General features: G+C 65.1%; 18 protein-coding genes and 1 tRNA gene. 12 read left to right on the top strand and 7 right to left on the bottom strand.

Annotation, left to right across the window (positions count from 1 at the left end):
- The first annotated feature begins 23 nt into the window (after nt 1-23).
- The 6 genes from ACK41U_RS12790 (at nt 24) to metK (ending at nt 7,248) form a co-directional block, all read left to right on the top strand.
- On the top strand, nt 24-572 hold the full coding sequence (locus tag ACK41U_RS12790; RefSeq protein WP_409680760.1) for a DUF1285 domain-containing protein: 549 nt from the start codon (nt 24-26) through the stop codon (nt 570-572).
- Between the two features lie 3 nt (nt 573-575).
- On the top strand, nt 576-1,364 hold the full coding sequence (locus ACK41U_RS12785; RefSeq protein ID WP_409680757.1) for a hydroxypyruvate isomerase family protein: 789 nt from the start codon (nt 576-578) through the stop codon (nt 1,362-1,364).
- A gap of 494 nt (nt 1,365-1,858) precedes the next feature.
- On the top strand, nt 1,859-3,679 hold the full coding sequence (gene typA, locus ACK41U_RS12780) for a translational GTPase TypA (protein WP_409680754.1): 1,821 nt from the start codon (nt 1,859-1,861) through the stop codon (nt 3,677-3,679).
- A 250-nt stretch (nt 3,680-3,929) separates the two neighbouring features.
- A complete protein-coding gene (locus tag ACK41U_RS12775) occupies nt 3,930-4,580 on the top strand; it encodes a TetR/AcrR family transcriptional regulator (RefSeq protein WP_409680752.1) in 651 nt (216 codons plus the stop codon).
- Nucleotides 4,581-4,682: 102 nt separating this feature from the next.
- Complete coding sequence (ahcY, locus tag ACK41U_RS12770) at nt 4,683-6,068, top strand: adenosylhomocysteinase (protein WP_409680749.1); 1,386 nt, start codon at nt 4,683-4,685, stop codon at nt 6,066-6,068.
- A gap of 4 nt (nt 6,069-6,072) precedes the next feature.
- Nucleotides 6,073-7,248 (top strand): methionine adenosyltransferase, encoded by a 1,176-nt coding sequence (metK, locus tag ACK41U_RS12765; RefSeq protein WP_409680746.1) that lies wholly within the window; start codon nt 6,073-6,075, stop codon nt 7,246-7,248.
- Nucleotides 7,249-7,311: 63 nt separating this feature from the next.
- Here metK and ACK41U_RS12760 read toward each other — a convergent pair whose 3' ends face one another.
- Nucleotides 7,312-7,668 carry a DUF4870 family protein gene (locus tag ACK41U_RS12760; protein ID WP_409680743.1) on the bottom strand — a complete coding sequence of 119 codons (357 nt, stop codon included), beginning with the start codon at nt 7,666-7,668 and terminating at the stop codon, nt 7,312-7,314.
- Nucleotides 7,665-8,141 carry a type II toxin-antitoxin system RatA family toxin gene (locus ACK41U_RS12755; protein ID WP_409680740.1) on the bottom strand — a complete coding sequence of 159 codons (477 nt, stop codon included), beginning with the start codon at nt 8,139-8,141 and terminating at the stop codon, nt 7,665-7,667. Before ACK41U_RS12755 ends, ACK41U_RS12760 begins: the two co-directional genes overlap by 4 nt.
- 69 nt (nt 8,142-8,210) lie before the next feature.
- Between ACK41U_RS12755 and ACK41U_RS12750 the strand changes: the two genes are divergently transcribed.
- Nucleotides 8,211-8,396 carry a hypothetical protein gene (locus tag ACK41U_RS12750; protein ID WP_409680737.1) on the top strand — a complete coding sequence of 62 codons (186 nt, stop codon included), beginning with the start codon at nt 8,211-8,213 and terminating at the stop codon, nt 8,394-8,396.
- 24 nt (nt 8,397-8,420) lie between these two features.
- Here ACK41U_RS12750 and ACK41U_RS12745 read toward each other — a convergent pair whose 3' ends face one another.
- The gene (locus ACK41U_RS12745; protein WP_409680735.1) at nt 8,421-8,567 is read right to left on the bottom strand and encodes a hypothetical protein; all 147 of its coding nucleotides are present in this window, start codon (nt 8,565-8,567) and stop codon (nt 8,421-8,423) included.
- A gap of 272 nt (nt 8,568-8,839) precedes the next feature.
- Between ACK41U_RS12745 and ACK41U_RS12740 the strand changes: the two genes are divergently transcribed.
- From ACK41U_RS12740 to ACK41U_RS12725, 4 genes are all read left to right on the top strand, one after another.
- Nucleotides 8,840-9,418 carry a YqaA family protein gene (locus ACK41U_RS12740; RefSeq protein ID WP_409680732.1) on the top strand — a complete coding sequence of 193 codons (579 nt, stop codon included), beginning with the start codon at nt 8,840-8,842 and terminating at the stop codon, nt 9,416-9,418.
- Nucleotides 9,415-9,882, top strand: coding sequence for a disulfide bond formation protein B (locus ACK41U_RS12735; RefSeq protein ID WP_409680729.1), 468 nt, complete (start codon nt 9,415-9,417; stop codon nt 9,880-9,882). Before ACK41U_RS12740 ends, ACK41U_RS12735 begins: the two co-directional genes overlap by 4 nt.
- A 180-nt stretch (nt 9,883-10,062) precedes the next feature.
- The gene (gyrA, locus tag ACK41U_RS12730) at nt 10,063-12,753 is read left to right on the top strand and encodes a DNA gyrase subunit A (protein ID WP_409680831.1); all 2,691 of its coding nucleotides are present in this window, start codon (nt 10,063-10,065) and stop codon (nt 12,751-12,753) included.
- 56 nt (nt 12,754-12,809) lie between these two features.
- The gene (locus tag ACK41U_RS12725) at nt 12,810-13,925 is read left to right on the top strand and encodes an AI-2E family transporter (RefSeq protein ID WP_409680727.1); all 1,116 of its coding nucleotides are present in this window, start codon (nt 12,810-12,812) and stop codon (nt 13,923-13,925) included.
- Here the strand turns inward: ACK41U_RS12725 and ACK41U_RS12720 are convergent.
- From ACK41U_RS12720 to ACK41U_RS12705, 4 genes are all read right to left on the bottom strand, one after another.
- Nucleotides 13,922-16,408: a DUF3772 domain-containing protein gene (locus ACK41U_RS12720; RefSeq protein ID WP_409680724.1), complete on the bottom strand. Its 2,487-nt coding sequence runs from the start codon at nt 16,406-16,408 to the stop codon at nt 13,922-13,924. The two genes, ACK41U_RS12725 and ACK41U_RS12720, sit on opposite strands and share 4 nt — an antisense overlap.
- A gap of 2 nt (nt 16,409-16,410) precedes the next feature.
- A complete protein-coding gene (locus ACK41U_RS12715; protein WP_409680721.1) occupies nt 16,411-17,442 on the bottom strand; it encodes a cysteine synthase A in 1,032 nt (343 codons plus the stop codon).
- A gap of 111 nt (nt 17,443-17,553) precedes the next feature.
- Nucleotides 17,554-18,672, bottom strand: a complete 1,119-nt coding sequence (locus tag ACK41U_RS12710) for an NUDIX domain-containing protein (RefSeq protein WP_409680719.1) — start codon at nt 18,670-18,672, stop codon at nt 17,554-17,556.
- Entirely contained in the window at nt 18,669-19,553 is an 885-nt protein-coding gene (locus ACK41U_RS12705; protein ID WP_409680716.1) for a hypothetical protein, read from the bottom strand. Before ACK41U_RS12705 ends, ACK41U_RS12710 begins: the two co-directional genes overlap by 4 nt.
- A 108-nt stretch (nt 19,554-19,661) precedes the next feature.
- Here ACK41U_RS12705 and ACK41U_RS12700 point away from each other — a divergent pair.
- A tRNA-Ser gene (locus ACK41U_RS12700) sits at nt 19,662-19,751 on the top strand.
- The last annotated feature ends 362 nt before the right edge of the window (nt 19,752-20,113 follow it).

Genomic DNA, 20,113 nt, shown 5'->3' with positions numbered 1-20,113 from the left:
TCGGCGGGAGGCAACCAGACAGAATGGCGCAGAACGGTGACAAAAGCGTGAGCGCAGAGGATATTGCCTCGGCTGCGCGCGCGGCGGGCAAGACCGGCGGGCTGCCGCCGGTGCATCTATGGAACCCGCCCTTCTGCGGCGATCTGGACATGGAGATCCGCGCCGATGGCAGCTGGTTCTACAACGGCACCCCCATCGGACGCCCGGCCATGGTGCGGCTGTTCTCGACCATCCTGAAACGCGAGGGCGACCGCTTTTTTCTGGTCACCCCGGTCGAAAAGGTCGGCATCCGCGTCGTGGACGCGCCGTTTCTGGCCATCGACGCGCAGATCGCGCCCGACCGCATCACCTTCACCACCAATGTCGGTGACGAGGTGACGGCGGATGCCGATCACCCCATCCTCATGCGCGGCACGGCCGAGGCCCCCCGCCCCTATGTCCATGTGCGCGCCGGGCTTGAGGCGCTGATCGACCGCAAGACATTTTACCGTCTGGCCGCTGCGGCCGGGCCGGGTCCGCAGGGGCGCCCCGGCGTCACCTCGCAGGGCCGTTTTTTCGCGCTGGAGCCATAAGTCATGCCGCGTTTTGCCGCCAATCTGACCATGCTGTTTACCGAAATGCCGATGCTGGACCGCTTCGCCGCCGCCGCCGAGGCCGGGTTTGAAGGGGTCGAGATCCTGTTTCCCTATGACCTCGTCGTGCCCGAAATGATGCGCGCCGCGATGGCCGCCGGGGTCGAGGTCGCGCTGATCAACGCGCCGCCGCCGAACTGGACCGGCGGGCCGCGCGGGTTCGCCGCCGTGCCGGGCCTGCAGGACCGGTTCCGCCGCGATTTCGAACGCAGCCTGCGGGTCGCGCAGGCGCTGCGGGCGCGCCATATCCACCTGATGGCCGGTCGCGCCGAGGGGCCCGAGGCGCACGCCGTCTTTGTCGAGAACCTGAAATGGGCGATCGAGCGCGCGCCCCATGCCAGCCTGACGATCGAGCCGCTGAACCCCACCGACGCGCCGGGCTATTTCCTTGCCGGTTTCGATCAGGCGACAGCGATCCTCGACGAGGTGGCCGCCCCCAATCTGGGCCTGCAGTTCGATGCCTATCACGCGCAGATGATCACCGGCGACATGATGACCGCATGGCAGAACGTGGCGCCACGGGTCCGCCATATCCAGATCGCGGGCCATCCGGGCCGGCACGAGCCCGACGTGGGCTGCATGGACTATCCGTCGTTCTTCCGGGTGCTGGACGAACAGGGCTATCGCGGCTGGGTCAGTGCCGAATACAACCCGAAACGCCAGACCGTGCAGGGGCTGGGCTGGCTGCCGCAGGCCCCGCGCGCGGGCAAGGTTGCAGCGCCCGCCCGCTGATCCGTGAACCGGGCATGGAACTTCCATGCACCGTCAGCCGTTTGACCGCAGATTCACCCGCGCGTGATCACGACGGTCGGCGCGGATCCAAACGAAAAGGGCATATCATGAACTCCATCATCTATATCGTCGGCCTCATCGTGGTCGTTCTGGTCATTCTGTCGTTCCTTGGTCTGCGCTGAGCGCCGGACCTTCGGGAAACCCTGAACGCGGCGGCCGGAACTGGCCGCCGCAGTCATGTCAGGCAGTGATGTCAGGCAGCCATGTCAAGCGGCCCGCGGCCTTTGGCATTCACGCCGGGACTGTGGCGGCCCCTGTCGGGACCCTGCCCCCGCACGCAGCCGCGCCTGATCCGGGCGGGTTTTGCCCACGCCGCTGAGGGGCGGCTGTCATGTGACAGCGGCCCCTCAGATTCGTGCGCTTGCGATTTGCAGGCTGGCATTCGAGGCCCACATCCGCTAGGGCAGCCGCGAAACCTAAAGATTAAGGCCGTCATGGATATCCGCAACATCGCCATCATCGCCCACGTTGACCACGGCAAGACCACTCTGGTGGACCAGCTGCTGCGTCAGTCGGGGTCCTTCCGCGACAATCAGGCCGTCGCCGAACGGGCGATGGACAGCAATGACATCGAACGCGAGCGCGGCATCACGATCCTCGCCAAGGCCACCTCGGTGGAATGGAAGGGCACGCGCATCAATATCGTCGACACGCCCGGCCACGCCGATTTCGGCGGCGAGGTCGAGCGCATCCTGTCGATGGTCGATGGCGTCTGCCTGCTGGTCGATGCCGCCGAAGGCCCGATGCCGCAGACGAAATTCGTGACCTCGAAGGCGCTGGCCCTGGGGCTGCGCCCCATCGTGGTGCTGAACAAGGTCGACAAGCCCGCAGCCGAGCCCGACGAGGTGCTCAACGACGTGTTCGACCTGTTTGCCAACCTCGGTGCCAGCGACGATCAGCTTGACTTCCCGCATGTCTATGCTTCGGGCATCGGCGGCTGGGCCGACGAGACGCTTGAGGGCGAGCGCAAGTCCATGGACGCGCTGTTCGACCTGATCCTGAAACACGTGCAGCCGCCCAAGCAGATCAACCGCAACAACGAGCCGTTCCAGATGCTGGCGACCACGCTTGGCGCCGACGCCTTCCTGGGCCGCCTGCTGACCGGCCGGGTCGAGGCCGGGACCGCCCGCGCCGGCGACACGCTGAAGGCGATGACGCGGGACGGCGAGCGGATCGAACAGTTCCGCATCAGCAAGATCATGGCCTTCCGCGGCCTGACCCAGACCCCCATCGAGATGGCCGAAGCCGGTGACATCGTCACCATCTCGGGCATGGCCAAGGCGACCGTCGCCGACACGCTGTGCCACCCGGACGTGACCGAGGCCCTGCCCTCGCAGCCGATCGACCCGCCGACCATCAGCGTGACCTTCGGCATCAACGACAGCCCGCTGGCCGGTCAGGACGGCAAGAAAGTCCAGTCCCGCGTCATCCGCGAGCGTCTGATGAAAGAGGCCGAGATCAACGTTGCGATCAAGGTCGAGGATACGCCGGGCGGCGAGGCGTTCGTCGTCTCGGGTCGCGGCGAATTGCAGATGGGCGTTCTGATCGAGAACATGCGCCGCGAGGGGTTCGAGCTGTCGATCTCGCGCCCGCGCGTGATCTACAAGGAAGAAGACGGCAAACGCCTTGAGCCGATCGAAGAGGTCATCATCGACGTCGATGACGAATATACCGGCGTGGTCATCGAAAAGCTGACCGGCGAGCGCAAGGGCGATCTGGTCGAGATGCGCCCCGCTGGCGTCGGCAAGACCCGCATCGTGGCCCATGTGCCCGCGCGCGGCCTGATCGGCTATCAGGGCGAATTCATGACCGACACGCGCGGCAACGGCGTGCTGAACCGCATCTTCCACGGCTGGGCACCCCACAAGGGCGCCATTCAGGGCCGCCGTCAGGGCGTCCTGATCTCGATGGAAAACGGCGTCTCGGTGTCCTATGCGCTGTGGAAGCTGGAAGATCGCGGCAAGTTCTTCATCGGCGCGCAGGAACAGCTGTACCAAGGCATGATCATCGGCGAGCATACGCGCGACAATGATCTTGAAGTGAACCCGCTCAAGGGCAAGCAGCTGACCAACGTTCGCGCCTCGGGCACGGACGAGGCGGTGCGTCTGACGCCGCCGGTGCGCCTGTCGCTGGAAGAGGCCATCGCCTATATCAACGACGATGAGCTGGTCGAGGTCACGCCCAAGAACATCCGCCTGCGCAAACGCCATCTGGACCCGCACGAGCGCAAAAAACAGTCCCGCGCGGACGCCTGAATTCAAACTATCTTAATATTTGTCATATAGGCGTCCCCTGCACAAATGAGTTGCAGGGGGCGCCTGTTTTGCTTTTAGTAAGATTGCTCAATGCGCTGAATTGTCAGCATTCTGTCGACAGGTTGTCGCCGCGTTGCTAGACTTGGTTCAGCGACCGGTCGGTTGACCATTTTCAAGCGGGCGCAGATGTGCCGTGACACAAGGATTGCGCGTCCCGATCTGATCTTTTCCTCTGACCACCGGGCAGAACATGACCGACAAGAACGTCTCCAGACCCCATTCAGGCCTGCATGTCAGGGCGATCGACGCCACCCTGCGGCTGATCGCCGAACTTCAGGTCTACCGGCCTTCGGTCGGCGATGTCGCGGCACAGCTTGATGTGTCCGAAGACTACCTTCGCGCCATCTTTCCTGACGAAGACAGCCTGCTGATCGCCGCGGCCGAGCAGGCATTGGTCCGGCTGATTGATGAATGCACGCGTTCGGTCGTCAAGGTCGATCCCGATGATCCGGTGGCGCAGTTCAACGCCCTTGGCGATGCCTATCTCGAATGGGCCGACCATTACCGGGCGCAGTTCCGCCTGATCTCCGATTCGCGGCTGGTCGACACGCTGAACGTGCCGTCCCTGCGCCGCTATCTCGATTCCGTGTCCGACCTGATGGAGCGGCTGCTTCAGCGCGCCAAGGACCGGGGGCAACTGCATCCGAATGAAGATATCTGCATGATCGTCGTCTCGGCACGGACCTTTGCCTTTGGCGTTGCCTGCATGATCGTCGATGACCGCATGGCGGCATGGCTGCCGGGCAGCGATCAGGTCGAGGCGGGCAAACGCCTGACCCATGATTTCGTGCGGCGCATGGCGCGCAGCAGCCAGGTCCGACCCGCCACAAGCGACCACTGATCACCACGGCTCGCAACTCTTCCGCGGCAGATTAGCCCCTTTCAGGCCAGGTGCCCATGCGATATGCCCTCAGCCAACGCCAGTAACGACGAAAGTAACAAAGTGACCGATTACATCATCAAGGATATCGCGCTGGCCGGTTTCGGCCGCAAGGAACTGGACATCGCCGAAACCGAGATGCCGGGCCTGATGGCGCTGCGCACCGAATATGCCGAGGCAAAGCCGCTGAGCGGCGCCCGCATCGTGGGCAGCCTGCACATGACCATCCAGACCGCCGTGCTGATCGAGACGCTCACCGCGCTTGGCGCCGATGTCCGGTGGGCCTCGTGCAATATCTATTCGACCCAGGACCATGCCGCCGCCGCGATCGCCGCCGCGGGCGTGCCGGTCTTTGCCATCAAGGGTCAGAGCCTTGAGGAACACTGGGATTACCTCGACCGCTCGTTCCAGTTCCCGGACGGCCCGAACCTGATCCTGGACGATGGCGGCGACGCCACGCTGTATATCCTGCTGGGCGCGCGCGCCGAGGCGGGCGAAGACATCATCCCCGTCCCCGCCTCGGACGAAGAGGCCGTCATCAAGGCCCAGATCGCCAAGCGGATGGCACAGTCGCCCGGCTGGTTCACGAAGATGCGCGATCAGATCGTCGGCGTCTCCGAGGAAACCACCACCGGCGTGCATCGTCTGTATGATCTGCAAAAAAACGGGCAACTGCCCTTCCCCGCGATCAATGTGAACGACAGCGTCACCAAGTCGAAATTCGACAACAAATACGGCTGCAAGGAATCGCTGGTCGACGGCATCCGCCGCGCCACCGACGTGATGATGGCCGGCAAGGTCGCCGTCGTCTGCGGCTATGGCGATGTCGGCAAGGGCAGCGCGGCCAGCCTGCAGGGCGCCGGTGCCCGCGTCAAGGTCACCGAGGTCGATCCGATCTGCGCGCTGCAGGCCGCAATGGACGGGTTCGAGGTGGTGACGCTTGAGGATGTGGCCGACAGCGCCGACATCTTCGTCACCACGACCGGCAACCGCGACGTGATCCGGCTGGAGCATATGCGCGCCATGAAGGACATGGCCATCGTCGGCAATATCGGCCATTTCGACAATGAAATTCAGGTCGCCGCGCTCAAGAACCACAAATGGACCAATATCAAGGATCAGGTGGACATGATCGAGATGCCCTCGGGCAATCGCATCATCCTGCTGTCGCAGGGCCGTCTGCTGAACCTCGGCAATGCGACCGGGCATCCCTCCTTCGTGATGTCGGCCAGCTTCACCAATCAGGTTCTGGCCCAGATCGAGCTGTGGACCAAGGGCGACGACTACAAGCCCGGCGTCTATATCCTGCCCAAGTCGCTGGACGAAAAGGTCGCGCGGCTGCATCTGGCTAAAATCGGCGCGAAATTGTCGGTTCTGTCCTCCGATCAGGCGGCCTATATTGGCGTCAGCCCCGAAGGCCCCTTCAAATCCGACCATTACCGGTACTGAGCGCATGACCGAATACACCACATTCACCTCGGAATCCGTGTCCGAGGGCCATCCCGACAAGATCGCCGACCAGATCAGCGACGCGATTCTGGACGCCATTCTGGCCGAGGATGCGCGCGCCCGCGTGGCCTGCGAAACCATGGTCAAGACCGGGGTGGCGATCATCTCGGGCGAGATCACGACCAGCGCCTGGGTGGATCTGGAATCCATCGTGCGCGGCGTCATCACCGATATTGGGTACAATTCGTCCGATGTCGGCTTTGACGGCGCGACCTGTTCGGTGATCAACATCATCGGCAAGCAATCGCCCGAGATCAATCAGGGCGTCGACCGCGCCAGCCTTGAGGAACAGGGCGCAGGCGATCAGGGCCTGATGTTCGGCTATGCCAGCGATGAGACCGACGTGCTGATGCCGGCGCCGATCACCTATGCGCACCGGCTGGTGGAACGGCAGTCCAAGGTGCGGCGCGATGGCACCCTGCCCTGGCTGCGCCCGGACGCGAAATCGCAGATCACGCTGCGCTATGGCGAGGATGGCCGCCCCGAGGCGATCGACGCCGTGGTCCTGTCGACGCAGCACAACCCGGAAATCTCGCTGACCGATCTGCGCGAGGCGGTGGTGGAAGAGATCATCAAACCGGTCCTGCCCTCGGACTGGCTGTCGGAGACCAAGTTCTTCATCAACCCGACCGGCAAGTTCGTGATCGGCGGGCCGGTGGGCGATTGCGGGCTGACGGGTCGCAAGATCATCGTCGACAGCTATGGCGGCATGGCACGTCACGGCGGCGGCGCGTTCTCGGGCAAGGATCCGTCCAAGGTCGACCGTTCGGCGGCCTATGCAGGCCGCTGGGTGGCCAAGAACATCGTGGCCGCCGGTCTGGCCAGCCGCTGCGAGATTCAGGTCAGCTATGCCATCGGCGTGGCCGAGCCGACCTCGATCAGCCTGAACTGCTTTGGCACCGAAACCGTGCCGGTCGCAAGGATCGTGGCCGCTGTGCGCGAGGTGTTCGACCTGCGCCCCTTCGCCATCATCCGCGAACTGGATCTGCTGCACCCGATCTATCGCCCCACGGCCAGCTATGGCCATTTCGGGCGCGCGCCCTATGCGCTGAACGGTGCAACCGCCTTCTCGTGGGAACGCACCGACCGGGCCGAGGCGCTGAAAGCCGCGCTGTCCTGACATGCAAAGGGCCGCCCCCACGGGCGGCCCTTTCAGCATGGGTTCGGTCGGGACAAGCGGGCCTCAATAGGCCATGATGCCCCAGTGTTTCGTGCCGGTGATAGGCTTGCCTTCATTGGCCAGCAGAAAGCCCGAGATCACGCGGACCACGCCCCAGACCACCAGAAAGGCCCAGATCAGAAAGCCGATCCCCACCAGCATGGTGATCGCGGCCAGAACCGCGATGCCAAGGCTGATCCAGAAGGTGCGGATCTGGAATTCCAGATGGCTGTCCAGCACGGCGTCCTTGCCGCGCGACAGATAGGCATAGACCACGCCCGCAATCGACGTGATCGCGGTAAAATAGCCCAGAGCGTACAGCCCGTAGACGATCTTGGCGGTGGTCAGATCGCGGGACACCGGGTCGGGCAGATGCGTCATGACGGGCGGACCTCTCCATACAGCTTTCGGGCGCGCGTCTCGAACGCGCGGACGATGCGGGACATGGCCTCGTGAAAGACGACCCCGATCAACCGTTGCAGGATAGCGTTGCGGAACTCGAAATCCACAAAGAACTCGATGTGACAGCCGCCCTCGGGCCGGTCGACAAAGGTCCAGCCGCTGCGCATGTGTTTGAACGGCCCGTCCAGATATTCGGTGTCGATGCGCAGCTTGCCCTCATCGTCCAGCGGCCACAGCAACACGCGGCTGCCAAAGCGCTCGCGGAACACCTTGAAGCTGATCACCAGATCGGCGGCGATTTCCTCGGCCCCTTCGGGCGTCTCGTGGCGGCTACGGATGCGCGCCGCGCTGTTCCAGGGCAGGAACTGCGGATAGCTTTCGATGTCGGCGACCAGATCGTACATCTGACGGGCAGAATACGGAAGGTCGCGGCTGTCCTGATGATGCGGCAAAGGCAGTCTCTTGAGTTTTGACGCGGCGTCTGCTTCGGTTCGCATCACGATCTACAGGCGAGAGCGCAAATGAACAACCTGATCTGGCTGCTGAGAGCCTCGAAATGGGCGCGCAACCCGCCCAGTGCCAGAATGGTCAAGCTGGTCCTTGCCATTGTCGGCGCAGGTCTGCTGCTGGTCGGGCTGGAATGGCTGGGGCTGTGGCCCGAATGGGCCACGCTGGAGACCGGGCGAAGGCCCCGGCTGCCGCACTGACCCCCGATGCGCGCCGTAACCGTCTCAGTGCCGCGGCGGTGTACGCCCTGTGTCGGTCAGGTGACGCGTCTGTGCGGTGACCGGGACGCGGCGCGGACGCGGTGCGGCGACGTGCAGGGTGATGGCGAAAGCCATCAGCGTTCCGATGAGAGTGATGGCAAGCAGGCTCATGTCGGTCCTCCGGTGTTCGGCGCCAATGTCGGGCAAAGCCGGACGACGCAAAAGATGTCACAGTGCCGCGGCCCGTCCAAGCGCAAACCGCAGGGGCGCGGCGCAAGGGGCGGCGCAAGGGGGCGGCCACGTCAATCGTGCCCGGTTCCCTTGCAGTCTGAACGCGGCACTGCGCCTGTTGTTCCCGTTCACAGCCGCGCGACATAAACGCACATGACTTGACCTCGGGTCTGTGGCAGGGGAAGAGCCGGTTGAACAGACAAGAGGTCACGATGCTGCGCAGGCTGTATGACTGGACCATGGGGCTTGCGGGCCACCGCCATGCCGACGCATCGCTGTTCGGGGTCAGCTTTATCGAAAGCTCGGTCTTTCCGATTCCCCCCGATGTGCTGATGATCCCGATGGTGCTGGCGCAGCGCGCCCGCGCGCTGGTCATCGCCTCGATCGCCACCCTGGGTTCGGTGCTGGGGGCGCTGCTGGGTTACTGGATCGGCGCCGCGCTGATGGACACGGTCGGCCAATGGGTGCTGACCGCCTATGGCAAGGAAGACGCCTATGGCCGGCTGGCCGAGCAGTTCGCGCTGCATGGCGGATGGGCGGTGCTGATCGCGGCGGTGACGCCCTTTCCGTTCAAGGTCATCACCATCTTTTCGGGCGCCGTCGGCCTGTCGCTGCCGGTGTTCATCATCACCGCAATCATCGGGCGGGCGCTGCGCTTTTTCATCGTGGCGGGGCTGCTGTGGCAGTTCGGCCCGCCCATCCGCGACTTTATCGAGCGGCGGCTGGGGCTGGTCTTTACCGTCTTCATGGTCTGCCTCGTCGGGGGCTTTATCGTCTTGAGGTATCTGTGACAGCCAAGCAAATTTGTCTTCTGGCGGGCGCGGGATCGGCCCTTCTGCTGATCGCGGCGCTGGGGTTTCAGGCCGCGGGCTATGCGCCCTGCGAGCTGTGCGTGCTGCAGCGCTGGCCGCATGTGGCGGCGGTGGCGGTGGCCGGGCTGGTCTGGCTGACCGGCCGGGTGCGGGCGCTGGCGGTGCTGGGCATGATCGCGGCGGGCGTCGCCATGGGGCTGGCCTTCTACCATGTCGGCGTCGAGATGGCCTGGTGGGCGGGCCCCAGCCATTGCTCGGGCGGTGTCGGCGATCTGGCATCCCTGTCCACGACCGAGCTGATGACCCGCCTGCAGGCCGCCCCGGTCGTGCGCTGCGACGAGGTCGCCTGGAGCTTTCTGGGCGTCTCGATGGCCGGGTGGAATGCCCTCTTTTCCGCCGCTCTGGCCGGGATCTGGGCGCGCGCCGCCATGCGCGGCGCCTGAGGGCGCAAAACCACCTGCAAATGTCTGAAAAGGCGGGGGCAAGATTGCCCCCCGCCCCCCTGTCGGCTATACCGGACCCCAACTAGATGTTGAGGACTTCCCGTGGCTGACACACCAGACGACGATCTGCCCGAAACCCCCGAAAACGGCGAGGAAAACGGCGCCGAGGCGCGCGTTGTGATGGCGCATGACGGCCCGGTGATCGACATCAGCGCCGAGATGCGGACCTCGTATCTGGATTATGCGATGTCGGTCATCGTCAGCCGCGCCATCCCCGATCTGCGCGACGGGCTCAAGCCGGTGCACCGCCGCATCCTCTATGCGATGAACGAAAGCGGCAACACCGCCGACAAGCCCTATCGCAAGGCCGCGCGTTCGGTCGGCGATGTGATGGGCAAGTATCACCCCCATGGCGACAGCGCGATCTATGACGCGCTGGTGCGGATGGCGCAGGACTTTTCGATGTCGCTGCCGCTGCTGGACGGCCAGGGCAACTTTGGCAGCATGGACGGCGATCCGGCGGCGGCAATGCGTTATACCGAAGTGCGCATGGACAAGCCCGCCAACTTTCTGCTGATGGATATCGACAAGGACACGGTCGATTTTCAGGACAACTATGACGGCAAGGACCGCGAGCCGACGGTTCTGCCGGCGCGATTCCCGAACATGCTGGTCAATGGCGCAGGCGGCATTGCCGTCGGCATGGCCACCAACATCCCGCCCCACAATCTGGGCGAGGTGATCGACGCCACGCTGGAGCTGATCGAAAATCCCGACCTGCCGACCGAGCGTCTGCTGGAGATCATTCCCGGCCCCGACTTTCCCACCGGCGCCACGATTCTGGGCCGCTCGGGCGCGCGCAAAGCCTATCTTGAGGGGCGCGGCAGCGTGCTGATCCGCGCAAAAACCCATATCGAGGAGCCGCGCAAGGACCGCTTTGCCATCGTGGTGGACGAGATCCCCTATCAGGTGAACAAATCCACCCTGATCGAGCGGATCGCCGAACTGGCCAAGGAAAAGAAGGTCGAGGGCATCGCCACGGTTCAGGACGAATCCGACCGCCACGGCGTGCGGGTCGTGGTCGAGCTGAAACGCGATGCCACGCCCGAGGTGGTGCTGAACCAGCTGTTCCGCTTTACCCAGCTGCAGACCACATTTGGCTGCAACATGCTGGCGCTGAACGGCGGCAAGCCCGAGCAGCTGGCCCTGCGCGATTTTCTGACCTATTTCATCAGCTTCCGCGAGGAAGTTGTGGCACGTCGCACCGCCTATGAATTGCGCCGCGCGCGCGAGCGCAGCCATGTCCTGTGCGGTCTGGCCGTGGCCGTCAGCAATGTCGATGAGGTCGTGGCCACCATCCGCAGCAGCGCCGACGCCCCCGAGGCCCGCACGCGCCTGATGGAACGCCGTTGGCCCGCCCATGACATCGCCGAATATCTGCGCCTGATCGACGACCCGCTGCATCCGGTGAACGAGGACGGCACCTATAACCTGTCCGAGGTTCAGGCCCGCGCGATCCTCGATCTGCGGCTGCAGCGCCTGACGCAGCTGGGCACGACCGAGGTCACCGACGAGCTGCAGGTGCTGGCCGCCAGCATCCGCGACTATCTGGCGATTCTGGCCTCGCGCGAGCGGATCATGGCGATCATCAGCGATGAGCTGCGCGAGATCCGCGGGCTGTTCGCGGTGCCGCGCCGCACCGAAATCGTCGACTGGTCCGGCGACATGATGGACGAGGACCTGATCGAGCGCGAGGATATGGTCGTCACCATCACCTCGGGCGGCTATATCAAGCGGACCGCGCTGGCCGAATTCCGGTCGCAGCGGCGCGGCGGCAAGGGCCTGTCGGGGATGGCGACCAAGGAAGATGACGTGGTCACCACGCTGTTTGTCGCCAATACCCATACCGAGCTGCTGTTCTTCACCACCGACGGCATGGTCTATCGCCTCAAGACATGGCGGCTGCCGCTTGGCGGGCGGACCTCCAAGGGCAAGGCGATCGTCAATATCCTGCCGATTGATCCGGGCGTCAGCATCGCGGCGCTGATGCCGGTGGATGCGCCGGAAACCGAATGGGACAGCTATCAGGTGATCTTTGCCACCTCCGAGGGCGATGTCCGGCGCAACGCGCTGTCCGATTTCGGCAGCGTCCGCTCGAACGGCAAGATCGCAATGAAACTGCCCGAGGGTGTTTCTCTGGTCAACGCCCGCATGGCCACGACCGAGGATGACGTGATGTTGCTGACGGCTGCGGGCCGGGCGATCCGCTTCCCGACCACTGCCGTGCGGGTCTTCAAGGGCCGCGATTCGACCGGCGTGCGCGGCATCCGGCTGGCCGAGGGTGACAGCGTTGTCAGCATGGCCGTGATCCGCCATTTCGAGGCCGATCCGTCCGAGCGTGTCGCCTATCTCAAGATGCGCCGCGCGGTGGCCGGGGCGCTGGATGACGGCGCCGAGGCGGATGAGGACGAAGAGGCGATCGAGGGCACCATCACCCAGGACCGCTATGTCGAGATGTCGGCGGCCGAGGATCTGATCCTGACCATCACCGCCAAGGGCGCGGGCAAGATCAGCAGCAGCCACGACTATCCCGTTCGCGGACGCGGGGGTCAGGGCGTGATGGCGATGGACCGGGCCATGCGCGGCGGTCCGCTGGTCGCGGCCTTCCCCATCGAGATGGACGACCAGATCATGCTGGCGACCTCGACCGGGCAGTCGATCCGGGTGCCGGTCGACGGGATCAGCTTCCGTTCGCGCACGGCGGGCGGGGTCCGGGTGTTCAACACCGCGGCGGGCGAGATTGTCGTCTCGGTGGCGCGGATCGCCGAACAGGGCGATGCCGGGGCATTGACCGACGAGCCAGAAGACTGACACCATGCACCCGGCCCCCACAAGGGCCGGGTTTTTCATTTCAGGGACGGCAGAGGGTGGCGGTGGAGCAATCGAACGAAACAGTCCTGCGCGAGCGTTTGCAAACCGGGTTTCTTGGCATCATCGCCTTTTCGCTGCTGCTGTTCGTGCTGGTTCAGGCACGGTTCATTCTGATCGCTCTGGCCATCGCGATCATCCTGTTCTCGCTGACCTCGGATGCGATCCACGCCATCTCATCGCGGCTGCGGGTGGCGAAGTGGCTGGCGACGACGCTGGCGCTGGTGGCCATTGCGCTTGGGATTCTCTGGATCTCGACCACCATCGTCGCGCAGGTGAACGAGGTGGTCTTTCTGGCCATCACCTATGCCGAACAGGCACAGGCCGCCCTGCCCGCCCTGACCGAGCGTCTGGGCCCCGAGGCGCAGGAACGCATCATGCTGGCGTTGACGAATTTCAACATCACCGGCTGGATCCGGTCGCTGGCCGGACAGGCCACCGGCATCCTGCAGGGCAGCATTCTGGTGATCCTGTTCGTCGGCTTCATGTTTGCCGAACAGGTCTGGTTTCCGCTGAAGGTCGAGCGCCTGACCGAGGACGGCGACCGGGCGATGCGGGTGCGGCGCATCATCTCGTCGATCATGCACCGGGTGAACCGCTATCTGATCGTGAAAACGGCGGTCAGCGCGGTGACCTCGGCGCTGGTCTATGCGATCTTCTGGGTGGCCGGGCTGGAGCTGGCCATGGCGGTCGCACTCCTGACCTTTATCCTGAACTTCATCCCCTCGGTCGGCTCGATCATCGCCACCGCCATCGGCACGATTCTGGTGTTCGTGCTGTCGGGCGACACCACGCTGACCCTGATCATCGGCATTGCGATCTCGCTGGTGCAATTCGTCATCGGCAATATTCTGGACCCGATGCTGCTGGGTCAGACGCTGCGTCTGTCCAGCTTCGGCATCATCCTCAGCCTCGCCTTCTGGGGGGCGGTCTGGGGTGTTCCCGGCATGTTTCTGGCCGTGCCGATCATGGTCGCGCTGATGATCGTCTGCGCGCATATTCCGTGGCTGCGGTCGGTCGCGGTGATGCTGTCGCGCGAGGGGCTGCCCGATGACGGCAGCGGTGACATCGAGGAACCCCTTGCCACCACTGTCGCGGGACGCGATCCGGCCTAGCGCCCGTCCGCGTCCATATCATCGCCGCCCTGATCATCGTCGGGCAGGTCGCGCGCCGTTTCCAGCCGCGCCTGCGCGATCCGGGGATCAGGCTGGCCCGGCCCGGCCTTTGGTCCCTTTTCCGGCGAGGCGGGGGGCGCACCGGGCAGAGCCTCGGGGTTGCGCAGCCAGATGTCGCGCTGTGCAAAGGGGATCTCGATCCCTTCCTCGGCAAAGCGGCGGGTGACCTCGTGCAGCAGGTCCGAGGTCACGCCAAGGCCCGTGCCGACATCAGCCAGAATCGCCCGGATCTCGAAATTCAGCGCATCAGCACCAAGGCCCCTGAACAGGATCGAGGGGGCCGGGTCGATGGCGACCAGCGGGTGATCCTCGGTGATTTCGCGCAGGATACGCTCGACCTTGCGGGTGTCGCTGCCATAGGCCACGCCCACCGGAACGATGATCCTGCCGATCTTGTTGTGACGGGTCCAGTTGGTGACCGGCTGGCTGATGAAATCGCTGTTGGGCACGATCACTTCGGTGCGGTCGAAGGTCTCGACCAGCGTGGAGCGGACCGAGATGCTTTTGACGATCCCCTGTTGCCCGCCGGCGCTGACCCAGTCGCCGACGCTGACCGGACGCTCGATCAGCAGGATGATGCCGCTGACAAAGTTCGACACGATGTTCTGCAGGCCAAAACCGATCCCAAGCGAGAGCGCCCCCGCCACGATGGCCAGCGCCGACAGGTCGATCCCCGCCGAGGTGACCGCGACCAGCGCCGCCAGGAACAGCCCGACATAGCCCAGCCCCGATACGATTGCGGTCTGCCCGCCCGGATCCATCTTGGTCTTGGGCAGGATCGAGCTGCGGAACACCCCCTGCATCGCCCGCGTCAGGCCGTAGCCGATGGCAAAGACGATCAGCAGCATCAGCACCGCGCCGGGCGACAGGGTGATGCCGCCCAGGGTAAAGCCGGTCAGGAAGCGCTGCCAGTACTCGGACAATTCGCTGGTCGACGCGCCCCAGATCACCAGAAACAGCGGGATCGACAGCAGCACCAGCAGAAAGCCGATCAGCAGCGGCGCCAGCCCCTCGCGCGCGCCCTCGGCACCGCGCTGCATCATGTTGAACAGATCGGCGATAAAGTCCTGCAACAGGACCAGCAGCGCCACCAGCGCCAGCGACAACAGCCACGGCCAGACCATCAGGTTGCCCAGATTGACATAGCCGATCGCAGTCACCAGAATCGCCAGCGGCCCGACAATCCGCGTCAGCGTGCCGGCCCAGGCCATGATCCAGTGGCGATAGGACAGGTCCTGCGTCACCGCATCGCGCGTCAGCCGCCGCAGCACATTGCCCAGCCGGAACATCGCCAGCGCCGTCACCGCGATCAGCGCCAGATGCCAGACGCCCGCCGCCGCATCCGAGAACTGCAGCGGCACCCGCCCGACCTGTGCCTCGCCCTGCTCATACAGCCCGGCCAGCGGCAATGCCGCGCGGGTCAGCAGGTGATGCAGCCCGAACAGGCCCGCCAGAACGGTGACCATCCGCCCGGCGGACACCCGCGCCTCCTCGGACATCTGCAGCGAGGTATAGGCGATGGCCTTGCGCGGGAACATCGCCCGCGCCAGCCAGATCCCCGAAAACAGGATGACCGCCGACATGGGCAGCGCGTTGAGAAAGGGCGTGGTCCAGGCGCCGGGCAGGTTGGTCGCCTGCAGCGCACCGATGGCCAGATAGACCCCCACCATCGGAATGACGATCTGCCCAAGTGAGACGACAAAGGCCATGACCGCACGGGAATGGTCCGACGCGCGCACCGACAGGCGCGAGGGCAACGCGTTCACCCAGGACCGGCCAAAGGTCAGGATCAGCAGCGCCGCGATCAGGTAGGCCCCGACAGCGGGCAGCTTGGGTCGCAGATCGTCCCAGACATCCGGCCCGGCATCCAGCAGCGCCATTTCCGAGCCCACGCCCTCGACCAGACCCAGACCATCCGTCACCGCCGCCGCCCAGCTGCCGGGCAGCAGGGGTGAGGCTGTCTGCTTGGACAGTTCCAGCGCCTGCCGCTGGCGGATCACCTCATCGGTCTGCGCGATGATCGAATTGGCGCGGCTGAACGCCTCGGCGGCGGCCACGCGCGGGGCCTGCGCGGTTGACAGCTGCGCGGCCAGTTCGGTCCGTCGGGCGGCGGTTTCCTCGGCCTCGGTCTCGCCCTCGGCGGGGGTTGGCCCAAGCGCGTCGATCTGGTTGCGCAGAGTGGCAACGCGTTCGGCATTGACGTTCTGCCCGTCGCGCAGCCGGTCGCGCCACTCGACGATCCGCTCGCGCGTCTGCGACAATTGCGCATTGGTCGCCTGCGGATTGGCGACCATCGCCTCGGCGCGTTCAGCGATCAGTTCCCACGTCTGGTAATTCACGGTGACTTGCTGCTGCGCCAGGGCAGGCGCGGAAACAAGGGTCATCAGCGCCAGAAGCGCGGCGGCAAGAACGGATCGGAACATTGTCAGCCTTCGAATACTTCCGGCAAGGGCGGGGCGGACTGCGTCAGCCATCCGGGCAGCGGCAGCCCCTTGGCACGCAGGAATTCGGGGTTGAACAGTTTCGTCTGATAGCGCGTTCCATAATCGCACAGGATCGTGACGATGGTATGGCCCGGCCCCATCTCGCGCGCCATGCGGATCGCGCCTGCAACGTTGATCCCGGACGAGCCGCCAAGGCACAGCCCCTCGTGTTTCAGCAGATCGAAAACGAACGGCAGCGCCTCTTCGTCGGAAATGCGCCAGCTGAAATCGGGGGTAAAGCCTTCGAGGTTGGCGGTGATGCGCCCCTGCCCGATGCCTTCGGTGATGGAACTGCCGGGGCTGTCGAACTCGCCGGTGGTATAGAAGGAATGCAGCGCCGCGCCTTCGGGATCGGCCAGCCCCATCTTCACGCCGCGCGGCTGCAGCGCCATCGCCACCCCGGCCAGCGTACCGCCCGAACCGACCGCGCAGGTGAACCCGTCCACCTTGCCATGGGTCTGGTCCCAGATCTCGGGGCCGGTCGTCTCGACATGGGCCTGACGGTTGGCGACATTGTCGAACTGGTTGGCCCAGATCGCGCCATTGGGTTCGGTCTTGGCCAGTTCCGCCGCCAGTCGCCCGGAATAGCGGACATAATTGTTGGGGTTCTTGTAGGGGGCCGCCGGAACCTCGACCAGGGTGGCGCCTGCCAGCCGCAGCATGTCCTTCTTTTCCTGGCTTTGCGTTTCCGGGATCACGATGACGCTGCGAAAGCCCATCGAGGCGCCGACCAGCGCCAGACCGATGCCAGTATTGCCCGCCGTCCCTTCGACGATGGTGCCGCCGGGGCGCAGATCACCGCGCGCGACGGCATCCTTGATGATGTACAACGCCGCCCGGTCCTTGACGGACTGGCCGGGATTCATGAACTCGGCCTTGCCAAGGATCTCGCAGCCGGTTTCTTCGCTGGCGCGCTTGAGGCGGATCAGAGGGGTGTTGCCGATCGCATCGGCCAGATCAGAACAGATTCGCATGGCGATCGACCTTCTTCCGGTTGGTGACACTGTCCCGGATACCTACACATTCGCGGGACCGAGGGGCAAGCCCGCCCTGCCCCGCCCCGCGTGGCCCTGCGGCCGTCGGGGTCAACCCGGCACCGTCGGTCGTGGTTCCCGCGGATCCGCGTGCCCAAGCTGCTGCCGCAAGGCGGGCGCCCGCAGTTCCAGCCACAGCGCCAGCGTGGCCAGCTGCACATTGGTGATCTGCCCCGCCATCACCATCGCCGTCAGATCGGCGCGCGGCATCAGATGGCCGCGAATATCCTCGGCCTCGTCTTCAAGCCCGTGGATGCCCTCGACCCCGTCCGGCAGATCGGCGATCCCGACGAACTGATACAGGTATTCGCAGACCGCCCCGGGGCTGGGATAGCCCTCGAAGACGCGGATCAGATGCGACAGTGGCAGGTCCGCCTCTTCCAGCGCCTCGCGCCGGGCGGCCTCTTCGACCGTCTCTCCGGCATCGACGCGGCCCGCAACCGGTTCCAGCAGCCATGGCTGCGGATCGCCGCGCAGCGACGGCGCCAGACGGAACTGTTCGATCACCAGAACCCGGTCGCGGCGCATGTCCCACGGCAGCAGCACCACCGCATCGCCCATCACAAACCCCTCGCGCGTGATCTGCCCGGTCATGCCGCCGTCATGGCGGCGATGGGTCAGGACCTGCTTTTCAGCGGCGAAATAGCTGGACAGGATCTGCTCGCGCCGATGCACCGTGACATCACCCGCCCCCCGCACGGCGACGACATCCCCGCCAGAGCGTGGCGCCGCCGCCGCGCGCAGCCGGCTTGCCGCCCAGATCCCGATCATCGGCAGGCGCCATGCCAGATGCGCGGCATCGGCATCCGCGGGCGCGGCGACGATCTGCCGCGCGATCTCGGCCGCCAGCGCTGCGTCCCACGCGGCCCGGTCCCACGGCGCGGCGGCGCCATCACCCGCAATGCCCGCAATCCCCAGAACGCTGTGCCCGTCATAGGGGTGAGGGACCAGCCCCATCACCCCGGCATAGCGCTCCAGCGCAGCACAGGGGCTGACCCGGACCGCAGGCAGATCATCAGGGGCCGGATGCAGAACGGGCCAGCCATGGGCCTCAACCCCCGCTGTCTGACCGCCGCACAGACGCCCTGTCAGGGTGACCGCCTCGCCCTCAACCGACAGCGCCGACAGGATCGCGGGATCGGCCAGAGGCCCCGTCAGATACAGGCTCATAGCCGCTGCCCCGGCTCGCGCGTTGCTGCCGCCAGCCCCATCTCGCGAGAGGTCTGCACAAAGACCGTATCAAAGCCCGCAAACAGCACATCGGCCAGCGCCTGCCCCGGTGGCGACGTGGCAAAGGCGATATAGGCCTCGATCTCGGCATCGCTCAGCGGCGAATAGGCCAGCATCAGGAACGCCTGCATCCATGCCTCGGCTTCAAAGGCGATCTCATCGTGCTGTGCCCAGGCCTCGGCCAGCATCTGATCGCGGGTCGGCGCCATGTCAAAGCCGCCGCCTTCGTCAAACCCCTGCGAAAACGCGACCGAGGCGTTCATGCCGGTCGCGACATTGGGCGCCACCAGATCGGCCTCGGTGATCAGGCGGCGAATCAGCCGCGCCCGGGGGGCGTTCTGCCCGTCGGCACGCGCGAACGCCATCCGCGCGGCATCCTCGATCCCGGGGTCCAGCATCGCCCGGCGGGCGCTGTTCTCCAGCTCCACGAGGCGGCCACCCGGGCCCTGCTCATAAAAGGCCAGTGCCCGGTCCAGCGCAGCCGCGTCCACCCGCCCGGCCGCCCGCCCGAGGCTTTGGCGGAACATCTCACCAAGCCGTTCGGGGTCATGGATGCGGGCCACGATCTCGGGCCATGGCGGGCCGTCGGGGGCGATCAACCCCTCGGCGATCAGCGCCTCGGCCTCGCGCCGCGCCTCGTCGCGCAGCGTGGGGACCAGCGCCTCCATCCGCAGCGCGGCCCAGATCCGCTGATCGGTGGTCTCATCCATCGAGACCGCGATGACATGAGGTCCGGTCCCGCCGCCCCACAGCGCGGCGTGCTGAGGCGCATCGGCGGCGGTCGCGCCCAGAAGGCCGGCAAGGCCAAGGATGATGAGCATTGAGATGCGCCTTTCATGGCTGCGGAGTGGTTTGTGATCTTTTTGTAGAAACCCCCTTGCGCTGCAACCCCTTGCCCTCTAAATCCCCGCCTCACCACCCAAGAGCGCGGAGAGGTGCCGGAGTGGTCGAACGGGGCGGTCTCGAAAACCGTTGAGCCTGCAAGGGTTCCGTGGGTTCGAATCCCACCCTCTCCGCCAATTTTTCATTTTTATTTAATAAATTCAGGTACTTATGCCTGGTGGCGCTTGACTGCCTGCCATTCTGCCTATCCACCCTGAAGCAATGCGCCTCGCTACAGGTTGCGACACATCGAAGTCAGATCGTCAGTTGCGAGGCAAGCCGCCCGCATTGAAGTGAACCGAACGCTTGGCGACTATTTTGAAAACCACAAATGACGTGAGCTAAACATGACCAAAAAATCTACTTGACCCATACACTTAGGCTCCAGACCCATTGATTTTACGCCCTTTACGTGATTCAGGCCGCCGCAAGGAGACCGATCAATGAGCAACCTGTTCTGGCTGACGGAAGCGCAGATGGCGCGCCTTCGCCCCTACTT

It is taken from the genome of Paracoccus sp. (in: a-proteobacteria) (assembly GCF_046289755.1).
Taxonomy (GTDB): Bacteria; Pseudomonadota; Alphaproteobacteria; order Rhodobacterales; family Rhodobacteraceae; genus Paracoccus.
The sequence above is the reverse complement of the archived record's forward strand: the minus strand, read 5'-3'. Positions and strand labels throughout refer to the sequence as shown.